Origin of the sequence: Clostridium sp. CAG:221, assembly GCA_000435835.1 — a bacterium.
Taxonomy (GTDB): Bacteria; Bacillota; Clostridia; order Clostridiales; family Clostridiaceae; genus Clostridium.
The window spans coordinates 1-22,122 of sequence record FR883380.1 but is presented as its reverse complement, the minus strand read 5'-3'; the positions used below and the strand labels follow the sequence as shown (position 1 = coordinate 22,122).

18 protein-coding genes and 1 other RNA gene are annotated in these 22,122 nt (G+C 27.9%); all 19 read right to left on the bottom strand.

The window, feature by feature from the left end; all coding sequences use genetic code 11:
- Positions 1-114: 114 nt before the first annotated feature.
- Entirely contained in the window at positions 115-1,884 is a 1,770-nt protein-coding gene (locus tag Q5O44_RS03555) for an oleate hydratase (protein ID WP_022167011.1), read from the bottom strand.
- A gap of 173 nt (positions 1,885-2,057) precedes the next feature.
- Positions 2,058-2,636 carry a TetR/AcrR family transcriptional regulator gene (locus tag Q5O44_RS03550; protein ID WP_022167010.1) on the bottom strand — a complete coding sequence of 193 codons (579 nt, stop codon included), beginning with the start codon at positions 2,634-2,636 and terminating at the stop codon, positions 2,058-2,060.
- Positions 2,637-2,796: 160 nt separating this feature from the next.
- Positions 2,797-3,927, bottom strand: coding sequence for an N-acetylglucosamine-6-phosphate deacetylase (gene nagA / locus Q5O44_RS03545; RefSeq protein ID WP_022167009.1), 1,131 nt, complete (start codon positions 3,925-3,927; stop codon positions 2,797-2,799).
- A gap of 342 nt (positions 3,928-4,269) precedes the next feature.
- Positions 4,270-4,479: non-coding RNA, 6S RNA (ssrS, locus tag Q5O44_RS03540), on the bottom strand.
- 51 nt (positions 4,480-4,530) lie between these two features.
- Positions 4,531-5,667, bottom strand: a complete 1,137-nt coding sequence (locus Q5O44_RS03535; RefSeq protein WP_022167008.1) for a hypothetical protein — start codon at positions 5,665-5,667, stop codon at positions 4,531-4,533.
- Between the two features lie 133 nt (positions 5,668-5,800).
- Positions 5,801-6,985, bottom strand: coding sequence for a M20 family metallopeptidase (locus Q5O44_RS03530; protein ID WP_022167007.1), 1,185 nt, complete (start codon positions 6,983-6,985; stop codon positions 5,801-5,803).
- 299 nt (positions 6,986-7,284) lie between these two features.
- Complete coding sequence (locus tag Q5O44_RS03525) at positions 7,285-8,259, bottom strand: Gfo/Idh/MocA family protein (RefSeq protein WP_022167006.1); 975 nt, start codon at positions 8,257-8,259, stop codon at positions 7,285-7,287.
- 197 nt (positions 8,260-8,456) lie between these two features.
- Positions 8,457-9,443, bottom strand: coding sequence for a choloylglycine hydrolase (gene bsh, locus Q5O44_RS03520; RefSeq protein ID WP_022167005.1), 987 nt, complete (start codon positions 9,441-9,443; stop codon positions 8,457-8,459).
- A gap of 215 nt (positions 9,444-9,658) precedes the next feature.
- On the bottom strand, positions 9,659-10,453 hold the full coding sequence (gene pflA / locus Q5O44_RS03515; RefSeq protein ID WP_022167004.1) for a pyruvate formate-lyase-activating protein: 795 nt from the start codon (positions 10,451-10,453) through the stop codon (positions 9,659-9,661).
- Complete coding sequence (pflB, locus tag Q5O44_RS03510; RefSeq protein ID WP_022167003.1) at positions 10,419-12,671, bottom strand: formate C-acetyltransferase; 2,253 nt, start codon at positions 12,669-12,671, stop codon at positions 10,419-10,421. The genes pflA and pflB overlap by 35 nt, the downstream gene beginning before the upstream one ends.
- 168 nt (positions 12,672-12,839) lie before the next feature.
- Positions 12,840-13,466 (bottom strand): ABC transporter ATP-binding protein, encoded by a 627-nt coding sequence (locus Q5O44_RS03505; RefSeq protein WP_022167002.1) that lies wholly within the window; start codon positions 13,464-13,466, stop codon positions 12,840-12,842.
- A gap of 11 nt (positions 13,467-13,477) precedes the next feature.
- Positions 13,478-14,836 carry an ABC transporter permease gene (locus Q5O44_RS03500; protein WP_022167001.1) on the bottom strand — a complete coding sequence of 453 codons (1,359 nt, stop codon included), beginning with the start codon at positions 14,834-14,836 and terminating at the stop codon, positions 13,478-13,480.
- A 110-nt stretch (positions 14,837-14,946) separates the two neighbouring features.
- On the bottom strand, positions 14,947-16,425 hold the full coding sequence (locus Q5O44_RS03495; protein ID WP_022167000.1) for a HAMP domain-containing sensor histidine kinase: 1,479 nt from the start codon (positions 16,423-16,425) through the stop codon (positions 14,947-14,949).
- Positions 16,425-17,090, bottom strand: coding sequence for a response regulator transcription factor (locus tag Q5O44_RS03490; protein ID WP_022166999.1), 666 nt, complete (start codon positions 17,088-17,090; stop codon positions 16,425-16,427). Before Q5O44_RS03490 ends, Q5O44_RS03495 begins: the two co-directional genes overlap by 1 nt.
- A gap of 39 nt (positions 17,091-17,129) precedes the next feature.
- Positions 17,130-18,275 (bottom strand): cell wall metabolism sensor histidine kinase WalK, encoded by a 1,146-nt coding sequence (locus Q5O44_RS03485; RefSeq protein ID WP_022166998.1) that lies wholly within the window; start codon positions 18,273-18,275, stop codon positions 17,130-17,132.
- Positions 18,268-18,951, bottom strand: a complete 684-nt coding sequence (locus Q5O44_RS03480; RefSeq protein WP_022166997.1) for a response regulator transcription factor — start codon at positions 18,949-18,951, stop codon at positions 18,268-18,270. Before Q5O44_RS03480 ends, Q5O44_RS03485 begins: the two co-directional genes overlap by 8 nt.
- Before the next feature lie 137 nt (positions 18,952-19,088).
- Complete coding sequence (locus tag Q5O44_RS03475; RefSeq protein WP_022166996.1) at positions 19,089-19,481, bottom strand: hypothetical protein; 393 nt, start codon at positions 19,479-19,481, stop codon at positions 19,089-19,091.
- Positions 19,482-19,652: 171 nt separating this feature from the next.
- Positions 19,653-21,008: an ABC transporter permease gene (locus Q5O44_RS03470; RefSeq protein WP_022166995.1), complete on the bottom strand. Its 1,356-nt coding sequence runs from the start codon at positions 21,006-21,008 to the stop codon at positions 19,653-19,655.
- 170 nt (positions 21,009-21,178) lie between these two features.
- Positions 21,179-22,122: Ig-like domain-containing protein (locus tag Q5O44_RS03465; protein ID WP_302637310.1), on the bottom strand; the 944-nt coding region annotated here is incomplete at its 5' end.

Genomic DNA, 22,122 nt, shown 5'->3' with positions numbered 1-22,122 from the left:
TTTATTAGTATTCCCTATACTGAAAAATTTTATACTTTCCTAAGCGTTAAAAAACATTTATAAAAATATTGATGATATTTTTATAAATGTTTTCATTATTACAGCTTATCTTTTCTATATTAAATTATATTTCTTTAACAATTCTTCAATAACTGTTCCTGAAACCTTCTTCATCATAGTCTTTTGTGCTATTGATGCTGATAGAGGTAGTTTTATATCTGTTAGCTTCTTTCCATCCATCATCTTTGAAGTTGAATCTAGAAGCACTCTAATATCATAACAAGAGCCGAATACTTCTGGAACTCCACGGTCAACATTAAGCAATGTATAAACAGCTTCCATTGCTGTCCTCACAGAATATTCTGTGGTGAATACTGTATCTCTTACTGTATCTGCAAATTGTCCTAAGAAGGCAAAGTTTACACAACCTTCTGGTACAACCTTAGGCCTGTCCCCTGCAGTTCTTGGCATAAAGAAAGCAGTAACATATGGCATCATGCATGGAACACAATTTGCTGAATGCTTGGCCATTTCTGCAATTTGATCTTCTGGTACACCTAAATGATATAGCCATTCCTGAGTAATTTCATAGCCAGTACATTCCTTCATTGGCTTCTTGATAAAATCTCCTGGCACATCTGTAAATAATCCGTATAACCATACTACTAATTGGTTGTCTTTTTGTGCTTTGAAATGAGGTTGTCTATTTAATGTATAACTCATTAACCAAGATGAATCCTTAACAGTTATTATACCTCCGGTAACAACCTTACCACTAAACGGATTGCGCTTGCATATTTTCTCTATATATGGAGGAATCTTTTCATCTAAAGTTGTTATTGTGGCTGATTCCCAATTTGTCTCTTTTATGTTAGTACAGAATTTATCCGGATTTCCAAAAGACTTATCTTGTGCTGCAATGTTTCTCCATAACCTCCAACAGCCACCTTCTTTAGTATTCAAAACTGGTGCATGATCATTATCACCATAAGTAGAATTTTCTACGCAACTTCCATTTGTAACAAAAACAAGATCATCTTCAACTAAATCAATACTTTCCTCTTCTCCATTATGAGTACATATTATTTTACTAGCTACTTTTTTACTACCTTCTTTCTTAAATAGCACATTTGTAACAGTAGTATTATATTGAAAATGTACCTCATGAGCTTCTAAATATTTTATCATCGGTAAAATCAATGATTCATATTGATTATATTTAGTAAATTTTAAAGCTTTAAAATCTGGTAGCCCACCAATATGATGGATAAATCTTTGTATATATAACTTCATTTCTAACGCACTATGCCAATCCTCAAAGGCAAACATAGTCCTCCAATATAACCAGAAATTTGATTGAAAGAAGTCACTACTAAAAACATCTTTGATCTTTACATCATATAAATCCTCATCTTTAGTAAAAAATAAATGCACTATCTCTAATGCAGCTTTATCACTTAAACCAAACTTACCATCAGTATGAGCATCTTCACCTCTATTAACAGTTGCTCTCATTAATGAATAATTGGGATCCTTCTTATTTAACCAATAATATTCATCAAGAACTGATGCATTTTCTATTTCTAAAGAAGGTATTGATCTAAATAAATCCCATAAACACTCAAAATGATTTTCCATTTCACGTCCACCACGAATTATAAAGCCTCTTTCATTATCTTTAATACCATCACAGGCACCACCTGGAAGGCTCCCCTCTTCTAAAATATGAATATGCTCACCTTTCATTTGACCATCTCTAACTAAAAAACATGCTGCCGCTAGTGAAGCTAATCCTGCTCCCACTAAATATGCTGATTTTCTTTCTACATCTGCTGGTTTTTCTGGTCTAGCAAATGCTTCATAATTTCCATTGCTATAATACATATAATTGCCTCCCAATATTTATCTATCTCAATTATTTATTTTCTTTATAAATTCATAGTACTGCTCATTAATGTTCTTTTATATAGACAGTATCTTTCCTCTGTCTAATATTTATCCATATTCATAAAAATGTAAAAAAATTAGACAAATGCTAGCATTTGTCTAATTTAATCTTATTTCTTATATGAATACGTCTTGTCAGTCCTATACCTTTCCAATGCTTCTTCCATATTGCCGCATATAAGTTTATTCAACCTTTCAATGATTTCATCTGCTTCTTCTTTCATACCAGTCCTAATCCAATCTAAAACAATTCCAACAAAGGCATACTTGTAAAAATCCGCTATAAAGGATTTATCTTTTTCTCTAACAGGGATGCCCTTTGCCTTTTCCTCTACTACACCAATTAATAATAAATATACTTCATTATATAAATATCTTTCTAGGTATTCTCTGCTGACAGAATTAAAAGTACTTAAGACAAATTCTTTATTATTCAAAATATATTGAAATATCTGCTTAAACCCTTGTTTCCATGTTTCGTATGTCTTTTTTCCTCCTAAAGCTTTAGTGGCTTCATTGGTATATACCCATTCTAACAAATCATATATATCTTTAAAATGATAATAAAAAGTCTGACGGTTTACCCCACAATCTTCTGTAATATCTATAACCCTTATCTTCTCCAATGGTCTTTTTGCTAACATCTTTTTCAATGAACTTGCAAAAGCTCTTTTAGTTATTTCTGACATATGTTAACCTCCCATCCTTACCTTGCTAGACTAGCTAACCTTTTCTAAAACTTTCCAAATAATTGTACCATAGGCAAATGTAAATATTCTATAATATAAAATAAAGCTTAATATACTAATTTTTCATACAAAAAAGACAAGGCTTAGCTCATTGAAGTAACTATAGCAATACTTCTTTTCCTTTAACAAATACTTTTTTTATTGTTATATCTTCATCAAATAACAATAAATCTGCATCATAACCTTCTTTTATGGAACCTTTATAGCCATGAACATTACAATGTTTTGCTGGATTATATGTGGCCATCTTTACTGCTTCATATAAAGGTATTCCGCAATTTTTATATACATTGGCAACAGCTTTATCAATGGTTAAAACTGAACCAGCTAAGGCTCCATTTTTAAGTCTGGCAGCACCATTTATCACTTCAACATCTTGGCCTCCTAAAGAATAACAGCCATCTCTCATGCAGCAAGCCATCATTGAATCGCTTACTAACATTACTTTATCAGTGCTTTTAACCTTATAAGCTAGCTTTAATGCTGGATATGAAATATGAATCCCATCAGCTATTGTTTCTGTTGCAATATCAGTATCAAATATTGCTCCTACGCATCCTGGCTCTCTATGGTTAAAGCCTGTCATTGCATTATATAAATGCGTTGAATGGCTAATTCCGCAGTTGATTCCTTCTATTACTTCCTCATAAGTAGCTTTTGTGTGTCCTAATGAGCAAACTACACCTTTAGATGTGGTATACTCTATAAGTTCCTTAGCTCCTTCAACTTCCGGTGCCAAGGTAAGTGATACAACAGCATCACTGCATCCATCAACTATTTTTTCATATGATTCTATGGATGGTTTTAAAAGGAAATTAGGATTTTGAGCACCAATGGCTTTTGGACTGATAAATGGTCCTTCTAAGTGTGCACCTAGAACATTTGCTCCATCTGTTCCTTCTTCTTTTAGTTTCTTAATGACCTTCATGGCTTTATTAATCTCTTCCGTTGATACAGTCATTGTTGTTGGTAAAAAGGATGTAGTTCCATGCTCCACTATTACCTTCGCTATAGTATTGAGAGCTTCTACTGTACCGTCCATAGTATCATATCCACCAGCACCATGTATATGTACATCTATAAATCCTGGAGAAAGGTATAAACCTTTAGCATCTAAAACCTCTCCTTTAAAATCTTCTGGATTTATTTTTTCTATTTTACCATCTTTAATTAATATTGATCCTTCTTCAATTTTATCTTGATATATAATTTTACAATTTTTAATTACCATTAATTAACTCCCTTACTTAATATAAAATTTACATAACATTCATCTAGTATCTTTCATATGATATATTATATATATTTTTACTAAGGAGTAGGGTACCATGAGTGATGATTATATTAATAAAATTATCAGTATTAACTTAGAAACACTTATAAAAAAGAAGATGTAATTGCAGTAGATACCATAAAACCTCAAATTCATAAAAACTTATTTGCCCTTTCCTCATTAACACTTAGTGAATGAGAACAACTATAATATATTATTAACAAAAAAAATGTGTAAATCTATTATATAGATTTACACATTTTATCTGATATAATTTTTGCAAATTATATATAAACTATTTAATAGCCCAACATGCCGTTCACTTATATATTCATAACCTGCGTCTCGCAGGTGGGCTTCGCTCAATTTGCTTCTATTATCTTCTGCTGTAATAAATTAAATACTTATTACAAATTACTGAAGTCCAATATCTATAAATATATCGCAAATCCCGTCAAAGTAATGTAGGTTGAATATAATAAGCTACTTTTCCGTACATCTCAGGTTGTTTATGAATTTATTATAACACCTTTTCTGCAAATTTCAACATAAATTTTATTTCTAATTTATGAATAGATTGTAAGTTTCACTTATTTCATTAGGAGTACTTGTGTTACCTACATCACCAGTAGTTCCACCTGATGATGTGGTATCGCCATTTTCTCCTCCTTGGTCTTCTGTTGTCCCACCATCACTAGTAGCATCTTCTGTTGTGTTGTTATTCTCCAATGTATCAGTAGTGGAAGTTGTATCATTACTGCTATCTGTATTGTCTCCTGTGGATGTAGTTCCTTCATTATTAGTGGTTGTATCTGTTGTTGTACCTTCTCCTTGTGAGTCATAAGGATTCAAATTTCCCTGTTCTGTTGTATTTGTACTATTATTATAGCCATTTTCCTGATTATATGTGGTAGTTGGATAATTGCTTGTTGGCTCTTCTTCACCTGTTTGCTTTTGCACTTCGCTACCATAGTTTTCACTATCCACTGCTGAATCTTCAGTATAACTGCTTTCATTTATACTTGAAGCATCTTTACTACCATTGGAACTTGGCGTAGTACTTCCACTACCTGCTTTTTGATATAACTTGTTGCCATTATTGATGGTGTTACTATAATATTCACCTGCTAATATCCCCATAAATACTAATATTGCTAAGGTCACAATTCCTAAGATTATCTTTCTATTATTATAAAAGACTTTTTCAAAGAAATTATTTATATGATCTATAATTATGTGATCATTTTCTTGCGGTTTATTCTTATAGGAATCTATCTGCTTAAAATTTTCTGGTGATTTTAAATTAATAATTGGTCTCTCGTTACTTTCTTCATCACCCTCCAAAATTATTTTTGTCATTAATCCATCATTAGGACTTAGAAATGGTATTGTTATATTAAACATGTTATTTTCATCATCAATATCAAATCTTAATCCATTAGTTATCTTTGTATTATGAAGCTTTAAAGTATTACATTTAGCTGCAATATTGACATTTAAATTATGAATAGTTTTTTTGGAAATATTTTTAATAATAAGGGAATATACTTTAACCTTTTTACTATTTTTTCTTATACTCTTGTTTCTTCCCATACTGCATAATATTCTAGGTGCATAATTCCTATAATAATCTAATAATACCCCCGAAATAAACGAAATTATTATAGTTACTAGTGCTGTCTTAATAAAACTTAACATATTACATCACCCCATTTACTATTTTTTCCAATTAATTATAAAACTCTGTTTTATCAATGTCAAATCCTCCACATAATATATTAAAAATCCAGATATACAATTATTTAAGTATATCTGGATTTATTAATTTTAATTATTTATTATTTTTTAGCCACATTATAGCACTATATGCATGTATAGCTGCTCCTGTAGGTAATATATCCTCATTGAAAACTACCTTTTCATTATGCATAGCTTCTCCATATAAACTATTTTCTTGCTTTGTACCAGCTCCTAACATAATATATACGCTTGGAACCTCATATGAATAAGAAGCAAAATCTTCTGAACCCATTCCACCTTGCTCAAATAAAACAACTGCTTTTTCTCCAACTATATCTTTCATATAACCAGTAAGTTCATGAGCTAATTCATCATTATTTGCTAATGGTGGTACAGATGATAACTCTATCAATTCAGCTTCTCCTCTAAGCATTTTAGCTGTAGAAGTAACTATTTCATTCATTCTATCAAAAATAAATTCCCCTACTTCTTTATCTAAACTTCTTATAGTTCCTTCCATAACAACTTCTTCAGGTATTACATTTGGTACATCTCCACCTACAAATTTACCTATTGTAACAACAGCTGATTCAGTAGCTGATATTTCTCTAGTTAAAATAGTTTGAATTGCTAAATAGATATGTGCAGCTATATTGATTGGATCTATTCCTGTTTCTGGCATAGCTCCATGACATCCTTTTCCTTTTACAACAATTCTAAATCTATTACACCCTGCAATACTAGTTCCTAAACCACATAATACAACATTTGAAGGTGTTCCTGAATGAACATGCATTGCTAAAGCTGCATCAACTTTAGGATTTTCAAGTACCCCTGCCTTTATCATTTTTTTAGAACCAGTAAATCCTTCTTCATCAGGTTGAAAAACTAATTTAATAGTTCCTTCTATCTCATCTTGATTTTCTTTAAGTAATCTTGCTGCTCCTAATAACATTGCTGTATGCATATCATGTCCACATGCATGCATGCATCCATTAGTAGACTTAAAGTCACATGAAGTTTTTTCAGCTATAGGAAGTGCATCCATATCTGCTCTTAATAAAAAAGTTTTTCCTGGTTTGTTTCCTTTAATTGTAGCTACTATTCCACTTTCACAAATTTCTTCAGGAGAATATCCAAATTCAACTAATTTATCCATAACATATTTTTTAGTTTTTGGTAATTCTTGTCCGACCTCTGGATTACTGTGAATTGTTCTTCTGTAACCTATAATTTCTTCTTTCATTAAATTTGCTTGTTCAGTAAATTTATTCATAAGTTCACCTCTTTTTAGATTTTAAATTGCTTCTTACAAATTACATTATTAATTCATTTTTCAATTAATATGTCACTGTATATCTTATGGTAATCTGTTTTGTTAGTTTATCTATGGATAAACTAACAAAAATTATTATCATAATTCAATATTATACTTTTTTTCTTTAAAGTCAATTCAATAATTAAAATTATTTTTAAATTCATTGTTGTTAATATTTAAATACATAAAAAACAAGAAAGTATACATACTTTCCTGTTTTTTTATTTTCTATATGTTAATACCTTCCTGATTTCAATTTATTCAAATGGATATACAAGATTAATTTGCTTTCTAACCTCATCCATTATTTTAGCTAATTCTAAAGTTGTTTTATATGATGCCCTTTCACTTTCTAATTTACCTGAAAGTATACAGTTATTAGCTTCTTCTATTTCATACTTATAACCTTCACCATTATATGAATCTAAAAATTCTTCTACTAAGCCCTCATTATTATATAAATAAGCTTCTTTTGCTCCTGAAAATGCTGGCAGAAGAATTTTTCCCTTTTCGCCATAAATAACAGCAGAATTATCTGTGTCACAAGCAATTGAACATGTTAATGATGCTACTTCTCCATTGCTATATTTTAAACTTATCATAGAAGTTTCATCCACATTTGTTTTAGTCATTACTGCCGAAGCATTTATTGCTACTGGTAAATCATTGGTGATGTAATTAGCAATTAATATTGTATAAATTCCTACATCTAAAAGTGCTCCCCCTGCTAGCTCTGGATTATATAATCTTGAATTTAAATCCTCTTCACTTTTAAAACCAAAGTTAGCAGTTATCATTTTTACTTTACCAATTTTACCTTCTTCAAGCCAATATTTCGCCTTTTTAACTGCTGGTAAAAATAAAGTCCATAATGCTTCCATAATAAAAACATTCTTTTCTTTAGCAAGTTCAATGATTTCTTTACTACTTTCATAATTATATGAAAATGGTTTTTCACATAATACATGCTTTCCAGCTTTAATACATTTTATGGCAAACTCTCTATGATTGCTATGAGGTGTAGCTATATAAACAGCATCTATTTCTTTGTTATTTAAAAATTCATCTAAATTAGTATAATATGTTGATAAATCATATTCCTTAGCAAAGTTCTTTACCTTTTCTTCATTTCTTCCATAAGCAGAAATCAATTTTCCTTTTTCCGTATTATCTATTTCATTGGCAAATTTATGTGCTATAGCACCTGGTCCTATTATTCCCCACTTTATCATTTTAACTTTCTTAACATATAGCTCTTAATACAATAATGTTAATACTTCCTCCTTATTCTTATGTCTTATATATAATAACATATATATTTTTTCTATATCTATTTTTATATAAAAATTATATGTTAAATAATAAAGCAGATTTCCATAGTAAATTTATTACTATGAAAATCTGTTTTAATAGATATTTTTTATATAATTTAATTTTGATATTTTACAGTTAATGTATCTATATAATCAAATCTTTTAATTTCTTTAGCATCTAAATCTTCTTTATTCATATCAACAGCACTTACCCCATTATTGTTATATGTTGAATAAAAATAAATACCTTTTTGCTGACACATACAAGAAGAATATAAGGTTATATCATCTGAACCTTCACTGATGACAGCACCTCTAGGCATTGCTACATTATTTAACATATGTAAGAATTGACTTACTCCAGATAGTAAATCTTCTGCCACCTGAAATTTTGATTTTAAATATGCTATTCTTACAAACCTATCAACTCCAGAAAGACCTCCTGGTAATCCTTTTGTACCCATAGCTACTCCTAATGGTTTTAATTCTTTTTCTACCCATTTTACATTTTCAGGTTGAATAGGTGTAGTCTTCATATATTCATTTAAATTAGTTAGATGCCAGTCAAATGTTGGTGAATTAGTTAAAACTCCAATTGGATTATCATAAGTTTTAAGTCCTTCTTTTGTTTTTTCTATAACTATAGACTTTCCATTTGTATCTGCAACTATCCAGTGAAGAGTTGGTATAGGTGTTTTTTCATTAATTGGAACTGCCACTAATTCTATATTTTTAATTTCATTTAATACTTCATCTACAGTTGAAAAATTTGATAATATCCATGGCATCAAATCATATGGTGCTATATTTTTCTTTTCAGGAACTTTATTTTCCTCTGCGTAAAAATATCCTGGGAAATTAAGACCTGCACATCCTAATCCCTTTTCATTAAATGCATCTGCAAAAGCTGGATAGTCATCTATAACGCTTGCCATACCCAATATTGCATATTTATTTTTTCTCATCTCACCAGTAACTCTATCTCTATACTCATAATTTCTAGGAACTAATGTTACTGCTTGATTAAATGAATATGCCAAATCCATATTTCTACCAAATAAATTATAACCATCTTTAGTTGATAACGTTAACGCTGTACACATTTTTATCTCCTCCAAAGTAAATTTTATCTTAAATTAAAAAATCTATAAATCTATCCTAATTTCTTAAAATAATTTTTCTATTATTATTTTTTAATTATCAGATAAACTTAGTATTCTCTACTAAGACATTATTCATTCATTTATTATTAAGATAAAACAAACCCATGAAAATCAAAAGTTTGATTTTCATGGGTTTATATGTTGCATGATATTATTTATCGTGATAAATATCCTCTATATTCACTTGTATAAAGAAGCTTTTTAGCATTTTCTACCCTCTCTTTAGTAGGTGGTTTTACATTAATTAAAGGATAAGCAATACCAAGTTTCTCCCATTTAAAAATTCCAAGGTCATGATAAGGAATTACTTCTACACGATCTACATTGCTTAAAGTCTTGATAAATTCATTAAGTCTTATCAATTCTTCATCATTATCACTTCCACCTGGTACCAATACATGACGAATCCATACTGGTTTGTTAATTTCTGATAAATACTTAGCCATATCAAGAATATTTAAATTACTCCATCCTGTAAGTTTTTTATGCTTAGATTCATCTATTTCTTTAATATCCAAAATTACAAGATCAGTTACGTTCATAAGCTCCTTAAACTTGCTAAAGAAAGGCTCTTCTCTTGTAAATGGATTTCCAGACGTATCTAATGTTACGTGAACACCTTTAGCCTTAGCCTTTTTAAAAAATTCATTTAAGAAATCTATTTGGATAAGTGGCTCACCCCCACTCACTGTAATGCCTCCTCCACTTTTCCAATAAGTTTTATATTTTAAAGCTTGAGTCAAAAGCTCATCAGCAGTTCTCTCCTCACCACCATTAATATCCCAAGTATCAGGATTGTGACAAAACTTGCATCTCATATGACAGCCATTTAAAAAAACAACAAAACGCACTCCAGGTCCATCAACAGATCCAAAAGTTTCTATTGAATGAATTTTTGCTATATTTTTATTCAAATTAAATTTCTGCATGGCATGTTCTAGAAATAACATCAAGTTGTTGTTCTCTTGTTAAATCTATAAATTTAACTGCATAACCTGATACACGAATGGTAAAGTTAGCATATTCTTCTTTTTCAGGATGTTCCATAGCATCTTTTAATTTTTCAACACCAAATACGTTAACATTTAAATGATGTGATCCTTGTTCAAAATATCCATCTAATACTTGTACAAGTTTATCAGCTTGTTCTTCTTTATCATGACCAAGTGCTGTTGGGTTAATTGTTTGTGTATTTGAAATACCATCTAAAGCCCATTCATATGGTAATTTAGCTACAGAATTTAATGAAGCAAGCAATCCATTATTTTCTGCTCCATAAGATGGATTTGCTCCTGGTGAAAGTGGAGTCCAAGCTTCACGTCCATCTGGCATATTACCTGTATATTTACCATATACTACATTAGATGTTATAGTAAGAATTGATGTTGTTGGTTCAGAATTTCTGTATGTGTGTCTCTTCTTGATTTTGTCAAGGAATGACTTAAGAACATATACACCTATTTCATCAGCTCTCTCATCATCATTACCGTATTTAGGGAAATCCCCTTCAATTTCATAATCTGTAACAATGCCTGCTTCATTACGTATTGTCTTAACTTTAGCATACTTAATTGCCGAAAGAGAATCTATTACATGTGAGAATCCTGCAATACCTGTGGCAAATGTACGTCTTACATCTGTATCAATAAGAGCCATTTCTGCTGCTTCATAATAATATTTATCATGCATATATTGAATTAAATTTAGAACATTTACATAAAGACCTGCAAGCCAATCACTCATTTGTTCATATTTTGCAATAACTTCATCATAATTAAGATATTCAGAAGTTATTCCCTTATATTCTGGTCCAACTTGTTTACCTGATTTTTCATCAATACCACCATTTATTGCATAAAGTAAACATTTAGCTAAATTAGCTCTAGCTCCAAAAAACTGCATTTCCTTCCCTGTTTGAGTAGCTGATACACAACAACAAATTGAATAATCATCTCCCCATACTGGTTTCATAACATCATCATTTTCATATTGAATAGAACTTGTTTCTACTGAAATCTTAGCTGCATACTTCTTAAAATTTTCAGGAAGTGCAGAAGAATAAAATACAGTAATATTTGGCTCTGGTGCAGGTCCCATATTTTCTAATGTGTGAAGGAAACGATAGTCATTCTTTGTTACCATATGGCGTCCATCAACACCTATACCTGCTAATCCAATAGTAACCCATGAAGGATCGCCTGAAAATAATTCATTATAAGATGTTATTCTTGCATATTTAACCATTCTACATTTCATTGTTAAATGGTCAATTAATTCTTGAGCTTCTCTTTCTGTAATAACTCCCTTATCTAAATCTCTTTGAATATATATATCAAGAAATGTAGATACACGCCCTATTGACATAGCTGCACCATTTTGAGTTTTTATTGCAGCTAAGTATCCAAAATATAACCATTGAACTGCTTCCTTAGCATCTTTTGCTGGTTGTGATATATCATATCCATAGCTTTCAGCCATTTTTTTCATATTTTCAAGTGCTCTACGTTGTTCTGTAATTTCTTCTCTTAAACGAATAATATCATCTGTCATAGTACCATCGCCACAATTATTAAAATCGTTAGTTTTTTCTTCTATAAGATGATCTATACCATAAAGAGCAACTCTTCTGTAATCTCCAACAATACGTCCACGCCCATAAGTATCAGGAAGTCCTGTAATTATATGACTATGACGTGCTTTTTTCATTTCTGGTGTATAAGCATCAAATACTGCTTGATTATGAGTTTTATGATATTCAGTAAAAATTTTGTGTAATTCTGCATTTACTTTATATCCATAATTTTCACAGGATTGTTCAGCCATTTTTATACCGCCATATGGCATAAAAGCTCTTTTTAAAGGCTTGTCTGTTTGAAGACCAACAATTTTTTCAAGTTCTTTTAAAGATTCATCAATATACCCTGGACCATAAGATGTAAGGCTAGAAACTACTTCAGTTTCCATATCAAGTACTCCACCCTTAGCTCTTTCTTCCTTTTGTAGTTCTTGTAATCTGCTCCAAAGTTTGTTTGTAGCATCTGTCGGAGCTGCAAGAAAACTTTCATCACCATCATATGGTTTATAATTTTTTTGAATGAAATCTCTTACATTGATTTCTTCTTTCCATAATCGACCTTCAAAGCCTTCCCATTGTTCTTTTTCTAACATTTTCATTCCTCCACAAATTATTAACATATTCAAATTTGAAAACTATACTCAAGAAAAATATTATCTTATTTTATCATTTATGTCAATATTTTACTTAAATAGTTTATTATACAAATAACAAAATAAAGACTACATTAAATTATTAATTCAATGTAGTCTTTATATATATTACATAGTTAACTTCTTATTCTTTAATACAAGTATAACATCTGATTTCTTAGCTAATTCCTTACTATGGGTAACAACTATTACACATTTTCCATGCTTATGTGCACTTGTTTTTAATATTTCTATAATTTCATCCTCTGTTCCACTATCTAAATTTCCTGTAGGCTCATCTGCTAATATTACTGGCGAATCTGCAACTAATGTTCTTGCAATAGCTACACGTTGTTGCTGTCCTCCTGACAATTGTAATACATTTCTATTAATTTCATCATCTTTTAATCCTAAATCATTTAATATTGATTTATCAGCTTTTGGATTAACTATTTTTAAATTTTCTAGTGGTGTCATATAATCTATTAAATTATAATTTTGAAAAATTAACGAAATATTATTTTTTCTATGTTTCTCATATCCCTTTATTTTTATATCCTCATTATTATAGAGAACTGCTCCACTTTTCGGCTCATCTAATCCAGCTAATAATGATAATAATGTTGATTTTCCTGAACCTGAAACACCTAATATAGTGTAAAATTTACCTTTTTCAAATTCCATACTTACATCGCTTAAAACACTTTTTCCATTTTTATATGAATAATTTACTTTATTTAATGCTAAAATTGACATTTATCTCCCTCCTAGCTCATTTTTGATAATATTTCTTTTGGTTTTAATTTAATTATTGATGCTGATGATAGTAATACTGAAATTATTATAATACCAGTTCCTAAAATATACACATAAACTACTTCTTTAGCATCTACTTTTACATCAATTTCACTTACAGTATGAGTTAGCAAGTTACTATTAGGATCATTTCCTAAGTTAAATCCTCCAAATCCACTTTCAACATCTTGTACAGCTTGTTTACTTGCTTGATTAACTATTGCATTACCTATATTTTGTGAAATTACCTTACTTGAAAAATATGATGCTCCGAAAGCTAATACACTTATAAGTAATAATTCAATAATATATTGTGAAATAACATTAAACTTTGATACTCCAATTGAAAGTAATATTCCAGTTTCATGAATTCTTCCTTGAATCCAAAACGCTAAAATTAATGATAATACAACTACTCCTACTACAAATGCTCCAACTAAAATTATATTTACAATCTTACCTAAAGTATCGAATGACTTAGTTAAAGCTAAGAATGTATCTTGACTTCTTACTATTGTGTATTTATTCCAATCAGCTGAAATTTGCTTAACCTTTGGCAATACATTTTCAGCTTTATCACTTGTGTTAAATATAGCATTTGTATACTTAATATTTCCATCAGAGTATCCATATAAAGTTTTTAAAGTGTACATATCTGATATTATAAGATTTTCTGAAAGCTCTGTTTTATGTCCTGATCTTTCAGTATTTGCACTTTCAAATATTCCTACAATTTCAAATTCATATTCATCTGGTGACATTGAAGATACATTATAATCAACATTATTTTTAGTTCCTTTTATTTTATCTCCAACTTTTAAATTATTCTTTTCAGCTAAAGCCTTATGAATTAATACTTTGTTTTTATCACTTTCAACAATATGTCTTCCTTCTACCAGCTTAAATGATTTACTTATAAATTTAGTATCAAACTCTGTAGATGTATGACCTTCTACTGTAAAAAGTTTTTCATATTCAGAATCATCTTTATATTGAACTACATTCTTTTCTGCATCTATATGATTAAGATTTTTAAAATCTAATGCAGCTCCTTGAATTACTCCATCATATCCTTTAATTCCATCTACCTTTGAAATTTTATTAACCAAACTTTCTGGAACAGAATCATCCAAGTTTGATGCAAAATTAGATTGAACCTCAAATCTATTGTCTATATCTTTAATAGAATTTTCCTTTGCTATAGTTGCAGCTTTTTTAATTGAAATCCCACTTAAAACAGCTGTTGCTATTCCAAATAATATAAATAACATAATAAGACTTTTCATTTTTTTTCTTGTTATATATAATCTTGCTCTTTTAAATACATTCATTGTTTTTTCCTCCTCACTTAACTTAATCACATTTTATCAATGTAATATGAAATATTTATGAAATTAAATAACAATGTATATATATTTTTTAGTGCGACAGCTCTTTTTACTTAAATAATATTTTTATTATTAAAATCTATTTCAAATTTCATTCCATTTTTAATTGGTTTAAATGAATAAGTTAATTTGGTAATTGTCAATATTTGCTGAACTATATATAATCCTAATCCATTTCCACCACTACTCTTATTTCTATCAAACTCAACTCTATAAAATGCTTCAAAAATATGTTCTAAATGCTCATTAGAAATAGGTGTACAGTCATTTTCTATAATAAGTTTATTATTTTTTATATAAATTCTTATTTCTTTTCCTTCATCAGTATAATTTACTGCATTAGAAATAATATTAGAAATAGCTTTTGTAAATAATTTTTCATCTATACTAATATTAAAAGAATCTTCTAAATTAATATTAATATTAATTTGTCTTGATTTAGCTATTAATTTATATGTATCTACTATTTCATTTACTATTTGTGATAAATCTATTATCTTTTCATTTTTATTATCTAGAGTATTAAGCCTTGAAGTATCTAAAATTTCTTGTACCATCTTACTTAATTGATTTACTACTTCCTTACATTTTTCTAAATATATATCATGATTTTTATACTTTCCAACACCAAGTATCATATTCTCAAGCATTATATGCATACTCATTAACGGTGTTTTAAGTTCATGTGATGCACTTCTTAAAAAATCCACTTTAATTTTTTCAGATTTACTTACATTTTCTATTTCCTCTTCTAATGATACAATTGTATTTAATAAATTTTCATATAAATTATTTATGTTATATGCTAATATACCTATTTCATCTTCCGTTTCTACTTTGCAAAAAGCTCTCTTATTTAAGTTTTCCATTTCTTTTGTAACATCACAAATTTCTTTTATTGGAGTTGTAATTTTTTTAGAATATATATATGATGCTATTAATGCTATAAATAAGCTTACTAAAATAGAGTATGGTAATATTTTTAATATAACGTCTCTAGTTTCTGTAAATGACTCTAAATCCATGGCCATTTGTATATTACCATTTATATCATTTATTGTCTTAAAGCTTTTACTTTTTATTATTGATGAATTATTTATATTAATATATTGATTAAAATCCTCTTCACTTTTAGAACCTGTGATACCTTCTTCATAATCTTTTATAATACTATCACTTTTTATATCTGGAAGTACTATTGTTTCATCACTAACTGAATTTTGATCTAAATATATATCAACATCTTCATGTCCTTGAAAAGTTCTCTTTTCTTCATTTAATGTTAATGAAATTTTAATATTATACTTTTCTGAAAAATTTTTAGCTAATTTAAATGACTTTTCTATATCAGCATCAACTTTATTTATTTCTTTAATTAAATCTTCAATAATATTATCGCTTTCTTTTTCTTTATTACTTATGTATACCTTTGGCAATCCTAAGTATATTAAAATATGTGAAATTATAATTATCATACTTATTAAAGCCATTGTAAATATGTATGTCTTTGAAAATAATTTTAATTTTTTCATTACATCTCCTCAAATTTATATCCAATTCCTTTAACTGTTATTATACAATCCAACTCTAATTTTTTTCTAATATTTTTAATATATACATCAATTACCCTATCATTTGGTGATTCTTCAATATTCCATATATTATCTAATATTTGAGTTCTTGTTAAAACTTTTCCACTATATTTTAATAATAATTCCAATAATTTTATTTCTTTAGGTTTTAAATCTATATTGTTACCGTTCTTTTTTGCTGAATATCCTTCAAAATCAATTTCAATATCTTTATAATACCATTTTTTACTTTCATCATCTTTTAATCTTCTTCTAAGTAAAGCTTCTATTCTTTTATGTAGCAATATTATTGAAAATGGTTTTGTAATATAGTCATCTGCTTTTTCATCAAAACTCATAATTTGAGTATAATCATCACTCATTGCTGTTAGCATAATTACAGGAACATTACTTTCTTCTCTAATTTTATTTAACACAATAAATCCATTGGCTTTTGGTAACATTATATCTAAAATTACTAAATCAAATTTATTTTTATTAAATATTTCTATTGCTTGCATTCCATCTTCAGCACTTATAACATTGTAACCAACTTCTGATAAGTATTCACTTACCCCTTCTCTTATATCCACTTCATCTTCAACTATTAATATATTAACTTTCAAATTTCTTCACCTCATAAAATATAATTATTAAAGTTTAATTTATGATATATATGGCAAAATTAAATTAAATTCTGTTCCTTCATTTAGTTTACTTTTTACTTTAATTTCCCCACCATGAAGTTTTATAACTGATTGAGTTAATGATAATCCTAGTCCAACTCCATTATCTGAATATGTATTAATTCCTTCACATCTATAAAAAGGTTTAAAAATTTCTTCATACTCCTCTTCTTTTATACCTTTTCCAGTATCTATAATCTTTACTTTAATAATATTATAATCCTCACTACATAATATATTTACAGTTCCATTAATTTTGTTATATTTAATAGCATTTTCAATTACATTATAAAATGCTCTATATAACATAATTTCATTTCCCTTTATTTTACTCTTTATATTATTTGTATTTAATTTTAATTGTATATTTTTTTTATCAGCAATAATATCCAAGTCATCTACTATATCTTCTAATATTTCACTTATACTAACACTTTCATTTAAAGGTGCATTTTCTTGCTTTATTATATCTAACATTGTTTCTATTATTAAGTTCATCTTTAATATTGATTTTTCTACAATTGCTAATGTTTTATCATATTCTTCTATGCTTTTACAATTGCTTCTTTTTAAAACATCTATATTAGTTTTAATCACAGCTAATGGCGTTTTTAATTCATGGGCCACGCTAGAATTAAATCTCTTTTGGGATGTAAAAGCATTTTCTAATTTTGCTATCATTTTATTAAAAGAAATTGTAAGTTCTTTAATTTCATCATTAGGGCCTTTAACACTTAAGTTAGAGGTTAAATTATCCTCATTTATTTTTTTTATATTTTTATTTAATTCCACAATTGGAATTAAAGCATTATTTACTACAAAATAAGTGCACATACCTCCAATTATTACTACTAAAATAAATGTTGTTATTGAAAGCCAGTAAATTCTTGATGTTGTTTCCTCTATAGCAGATTCTATTGATATATTATCAATTTCAGCTTTAAAATCACTATTTAAATCTATTTTAACATCTCCTGTATTTGAATTAATTACTCCTTTTAACTGTGGAACTGTATGCCTTACATCATAATTAATACTAAAAACAAGAATTCCACTAGTTATTGTCATTATTAATATAGTAAATAATGTAAGCTTCCATTTTAATTTTATCTTTATATTATTCACTAGTGTCTCCTCCAAATAAATATCCTACTCCCTTAATAGTTTTAATCATATTTTCATTGCCACTAACAGCTGTTAATTTTTTTCTAAGAGAATATACATGAACTCTTATTACTGTTGTGAAAGGATCTGCATTTTCATCCCAAACATGATTTATTAATTCTTCTGAGCTTATAATTTTATCTTTATTTTGAACTAAATATTTTAAAAGTGAATATTCTTTTAGTGTTAAATTAATAGCTTCATCATCATATGTAACCTTATGTTTCGATAAATCTATGGATAATTTTCCTTCATTTATAATTGAAGGTTTACTAGCAAATTCTCTTCTTAGAAGAGCTCTTATCCTTGCTGTTAACTCCAAAAAATCAAATGGCTTCACTAAATAATCATTAGCCCCTAAATCTAAACCTTTTATTCTATCTTCAATTTCTCTATTTGCGGATACAATTATCACTCTTGTATTTATATCACTTTCTCTAAGTTTTTCTAATATATAAAATCCGTCTACACCTGGAAGATTTATATCTAAAACTAATAAATCATATGTGTTCACACTTAAAAATTCTAAAGCCTCTTCTCCATCAACTGCTACATCAACTGCATAACCTTCATTTTTTAACCCTCTCTGTAAAGCATGTACTATATCAGCTTCATCTTCTACAATTAATAATCTCATAACATAATTTCTCCTATTTTATTTAATAAAATAACTCCATATCATTCGATATGGAGTTATTTATTAATTATAATATAAAAATTATAATTATACTACAGGGGTTTTTAATATTATTATAAATATTTTTATTTTTTTGTTTATTCAAAGCCAGCAGCTTTTACTTCTTCTCTAAATTTTTCGTCAAATCCAGTTATATCTACATTTTGTCCATTAACTGTTAATCCTAATCCATTTTTTAAATTTGCTAAATCTTCTTCACTTAATTCAAAACAAATATCCTCATCACTTCCTTCATTGCTATATGAACTACTACTTGAGTTATTATAAGAATTATTATATTTATTGCTATATGAATTACTATTTGCAATTTCTTTATCAACATTATTCTGTGTATTTCCATTATTGCTATATGAACTTGTAGTTTTATTATTTGCTTTGCTTACTTCTTTATTACTTACTCTACCTCCTACAAAGCCTAGTAATCCTACTATTGCTAATGATACTACTCCAAATATTACTGATCTTTTCATAATTTATCATCCTTCCTTACTAAAAAACTTTTCTGATAACTTAACTCTTTTAATACTTTTAAACTGTCTTGTTTTTTTTAGTTATCCTTTCTATGTTTTTATGATAACAAATCCAATGTAAAATCATTGTTAATTTTAAAAGAAATTATAATTTTTTAAATTTAATATTTACTAACTCATTTTTGATAATATTTCCTTTGGTTTTAATCTAATTATTGACACAGAAGATAATAATACTGAAATAATTATAATTCCACTTCCTATAACATATACATAAATTAATTCTTTAAATTCTACCTTTACATCAATCTCATCTATAGTACGCGTTGCTAAAGACGAATTAGAATCATTTCCTATATTATTTCCTCCAAAACCATTTTGCACTTCTTGCACTGCTTGTTTACTAGCTTGATTAATTATTGCATTCCCTATATTTTGTGAAATTGCTTTACTTGAAAAATAAGATGATCCAAAAGCTATTAAACTTATGATTAATAATTCAATAATATATTGAGATATAATATTAAATTTTGATACGCCAATAGAAAGTAATATTCCTGTTTCATGAATTCTTCCTTGAATCCAGAATATTAAAACTAATGAAAGTACTAATACTCCTGCAATAATAGCTCCAATTAAAACAATATTTATAATTTTATCTAAAACCTCAAATGTCTTACTTAAAGCTAAAAAAGTATCTTCACTTTTTTCTATTGTATACTTGCTCCAATCTTCAGAAATCTTCTTAACTTGTGATATTACATCTTCTACATTACTACTTGTGTTAAATACAGCATTTGTATATTGAATATTTCCATCTGAGTAACTATATAACGCTTTCAAAGTATTAATATCTGATATTATAAGATTTTCTGGAATTTCTAATTTACTTCCTACACTCTCATCATTTTCACTTTCAAAAATACCTACAATTTCAAGTTCATATTCATTTTTAGAAATACTTGTTGCTTTATAATCTAATGTACTCTTAGTTGCTTTTAATATATCTCCAACTTTTAAGTTATTTTTCTCAGCTAGCGACTTATGTATTAATACTTTTCCATTATCTGTACTAACAATATGTCTTCCTTCAACTAATTTAAGTGATTTACTTACAAACTTAGTATCAAGTTCTGTAGAAACATGTCCCTCTACAGAAAAAAGATTATTATATCTTTCATCTTTATATTGAATTGTACTTTTTTTAGGCTCTACATAATCAAGTTCCTTAAAATCTAAACCTGCACCTTGAATCATTCCATCATAGCTTTTTATACCATTTACATTTAAAATTTTATTTATCAAACTTTCAGGAACTGTTCCATCAAAATTTGTTCCAAGATTAGCTTTAACTTCAAATTTATTAGCTATCTGGCTACTTAAATCTTGTTTAGTTAAATTTGTTGCCTTTTTAATTGAAATACCACTTAAAACTGCAGTTGCCATACCAAATAATATTAATAACATAATAATACTTTTTACTTTTTTTCTTGTTATATATAATATTGCCCTTTTAAATATACTCATATTGTATTCCTCCTAGATTAATTACTTCAAGAATATTATATATATTAAATATGAAATATTTATGAAATATACAATTTATTTTTACTTTATTTTTTATAAAAAATGATAAGGTCTATATTTTAATAAACCTTATCACCTTTAATATATTTTATTAGATTCTCAAAATAAATTTATTTTTTCTTATTTTTACCTAACAATAAACTACCTGCTGCTATAGTAAATGCTCCTATATATCCTAACAAGCTTCTTTTTCCTGTTTCAGGTAATTTATCTTTTTTACTATCTTCTATTTTTATTTGATTATTTAAATTTTCTTTGTTATTTGGTCTGTTATCATCACCTGGTTTATTTTCATCACCTGGCTTACTCTCATCACCTGGTTTATTCTCATCACCTGGTTTATTCTCATCATCTATTTTAGATATAACTTCCTCTAATTTTGATTCAAATACGCTTACATTATCTAATTCTTTTGATATTCTTAATTCTATGTATGCTTCATCATTAGATTCATTTTTAATAGTTCTTACAACTCTTGAAACCAATGATGTGTTTTTAACTTTTATTTTATAAACTATAAAGTCTCCATCTATTCGTTTTTCTTCTAATAATGCATCTAATTCTTTAATGCTATTTAAAAATCCAGTAAATTTTTCTAAGCTTATATTTTGTACTTCCATTTGTAATGGAGATTCTTTTTCTCCTGAACCTGTTATAGCTGAAACAACATTTGTATCTATAATATTAGTAACAAAATCTACTACATTGTTTTCATATTCTTCTATATTTATAGTAAAAGTATCAATTTTATTGCTACCATCTTTAGTTTTTGCTGTTATAGTTACTTGTCCCTTTGCCTTTGCTGTTACTTTAACACTATTTCCTGTAACTTCTATTGATGCTATGCTCTCATTATTTACTGACCATTCTACTTCTTGTATATCTGCCTCTGCATTTACAATTGCAGTAAATACTTTATTACTTCCTACATATAAACTATTAATTTTATTATTTATAGTTATACTTTGTGCCAATGAACTACCTTTTTTAACAATTACAGTTATTGTCTTAACTGCTGATGCACCTTTACTATCTGTTACTTTATATGTAACTT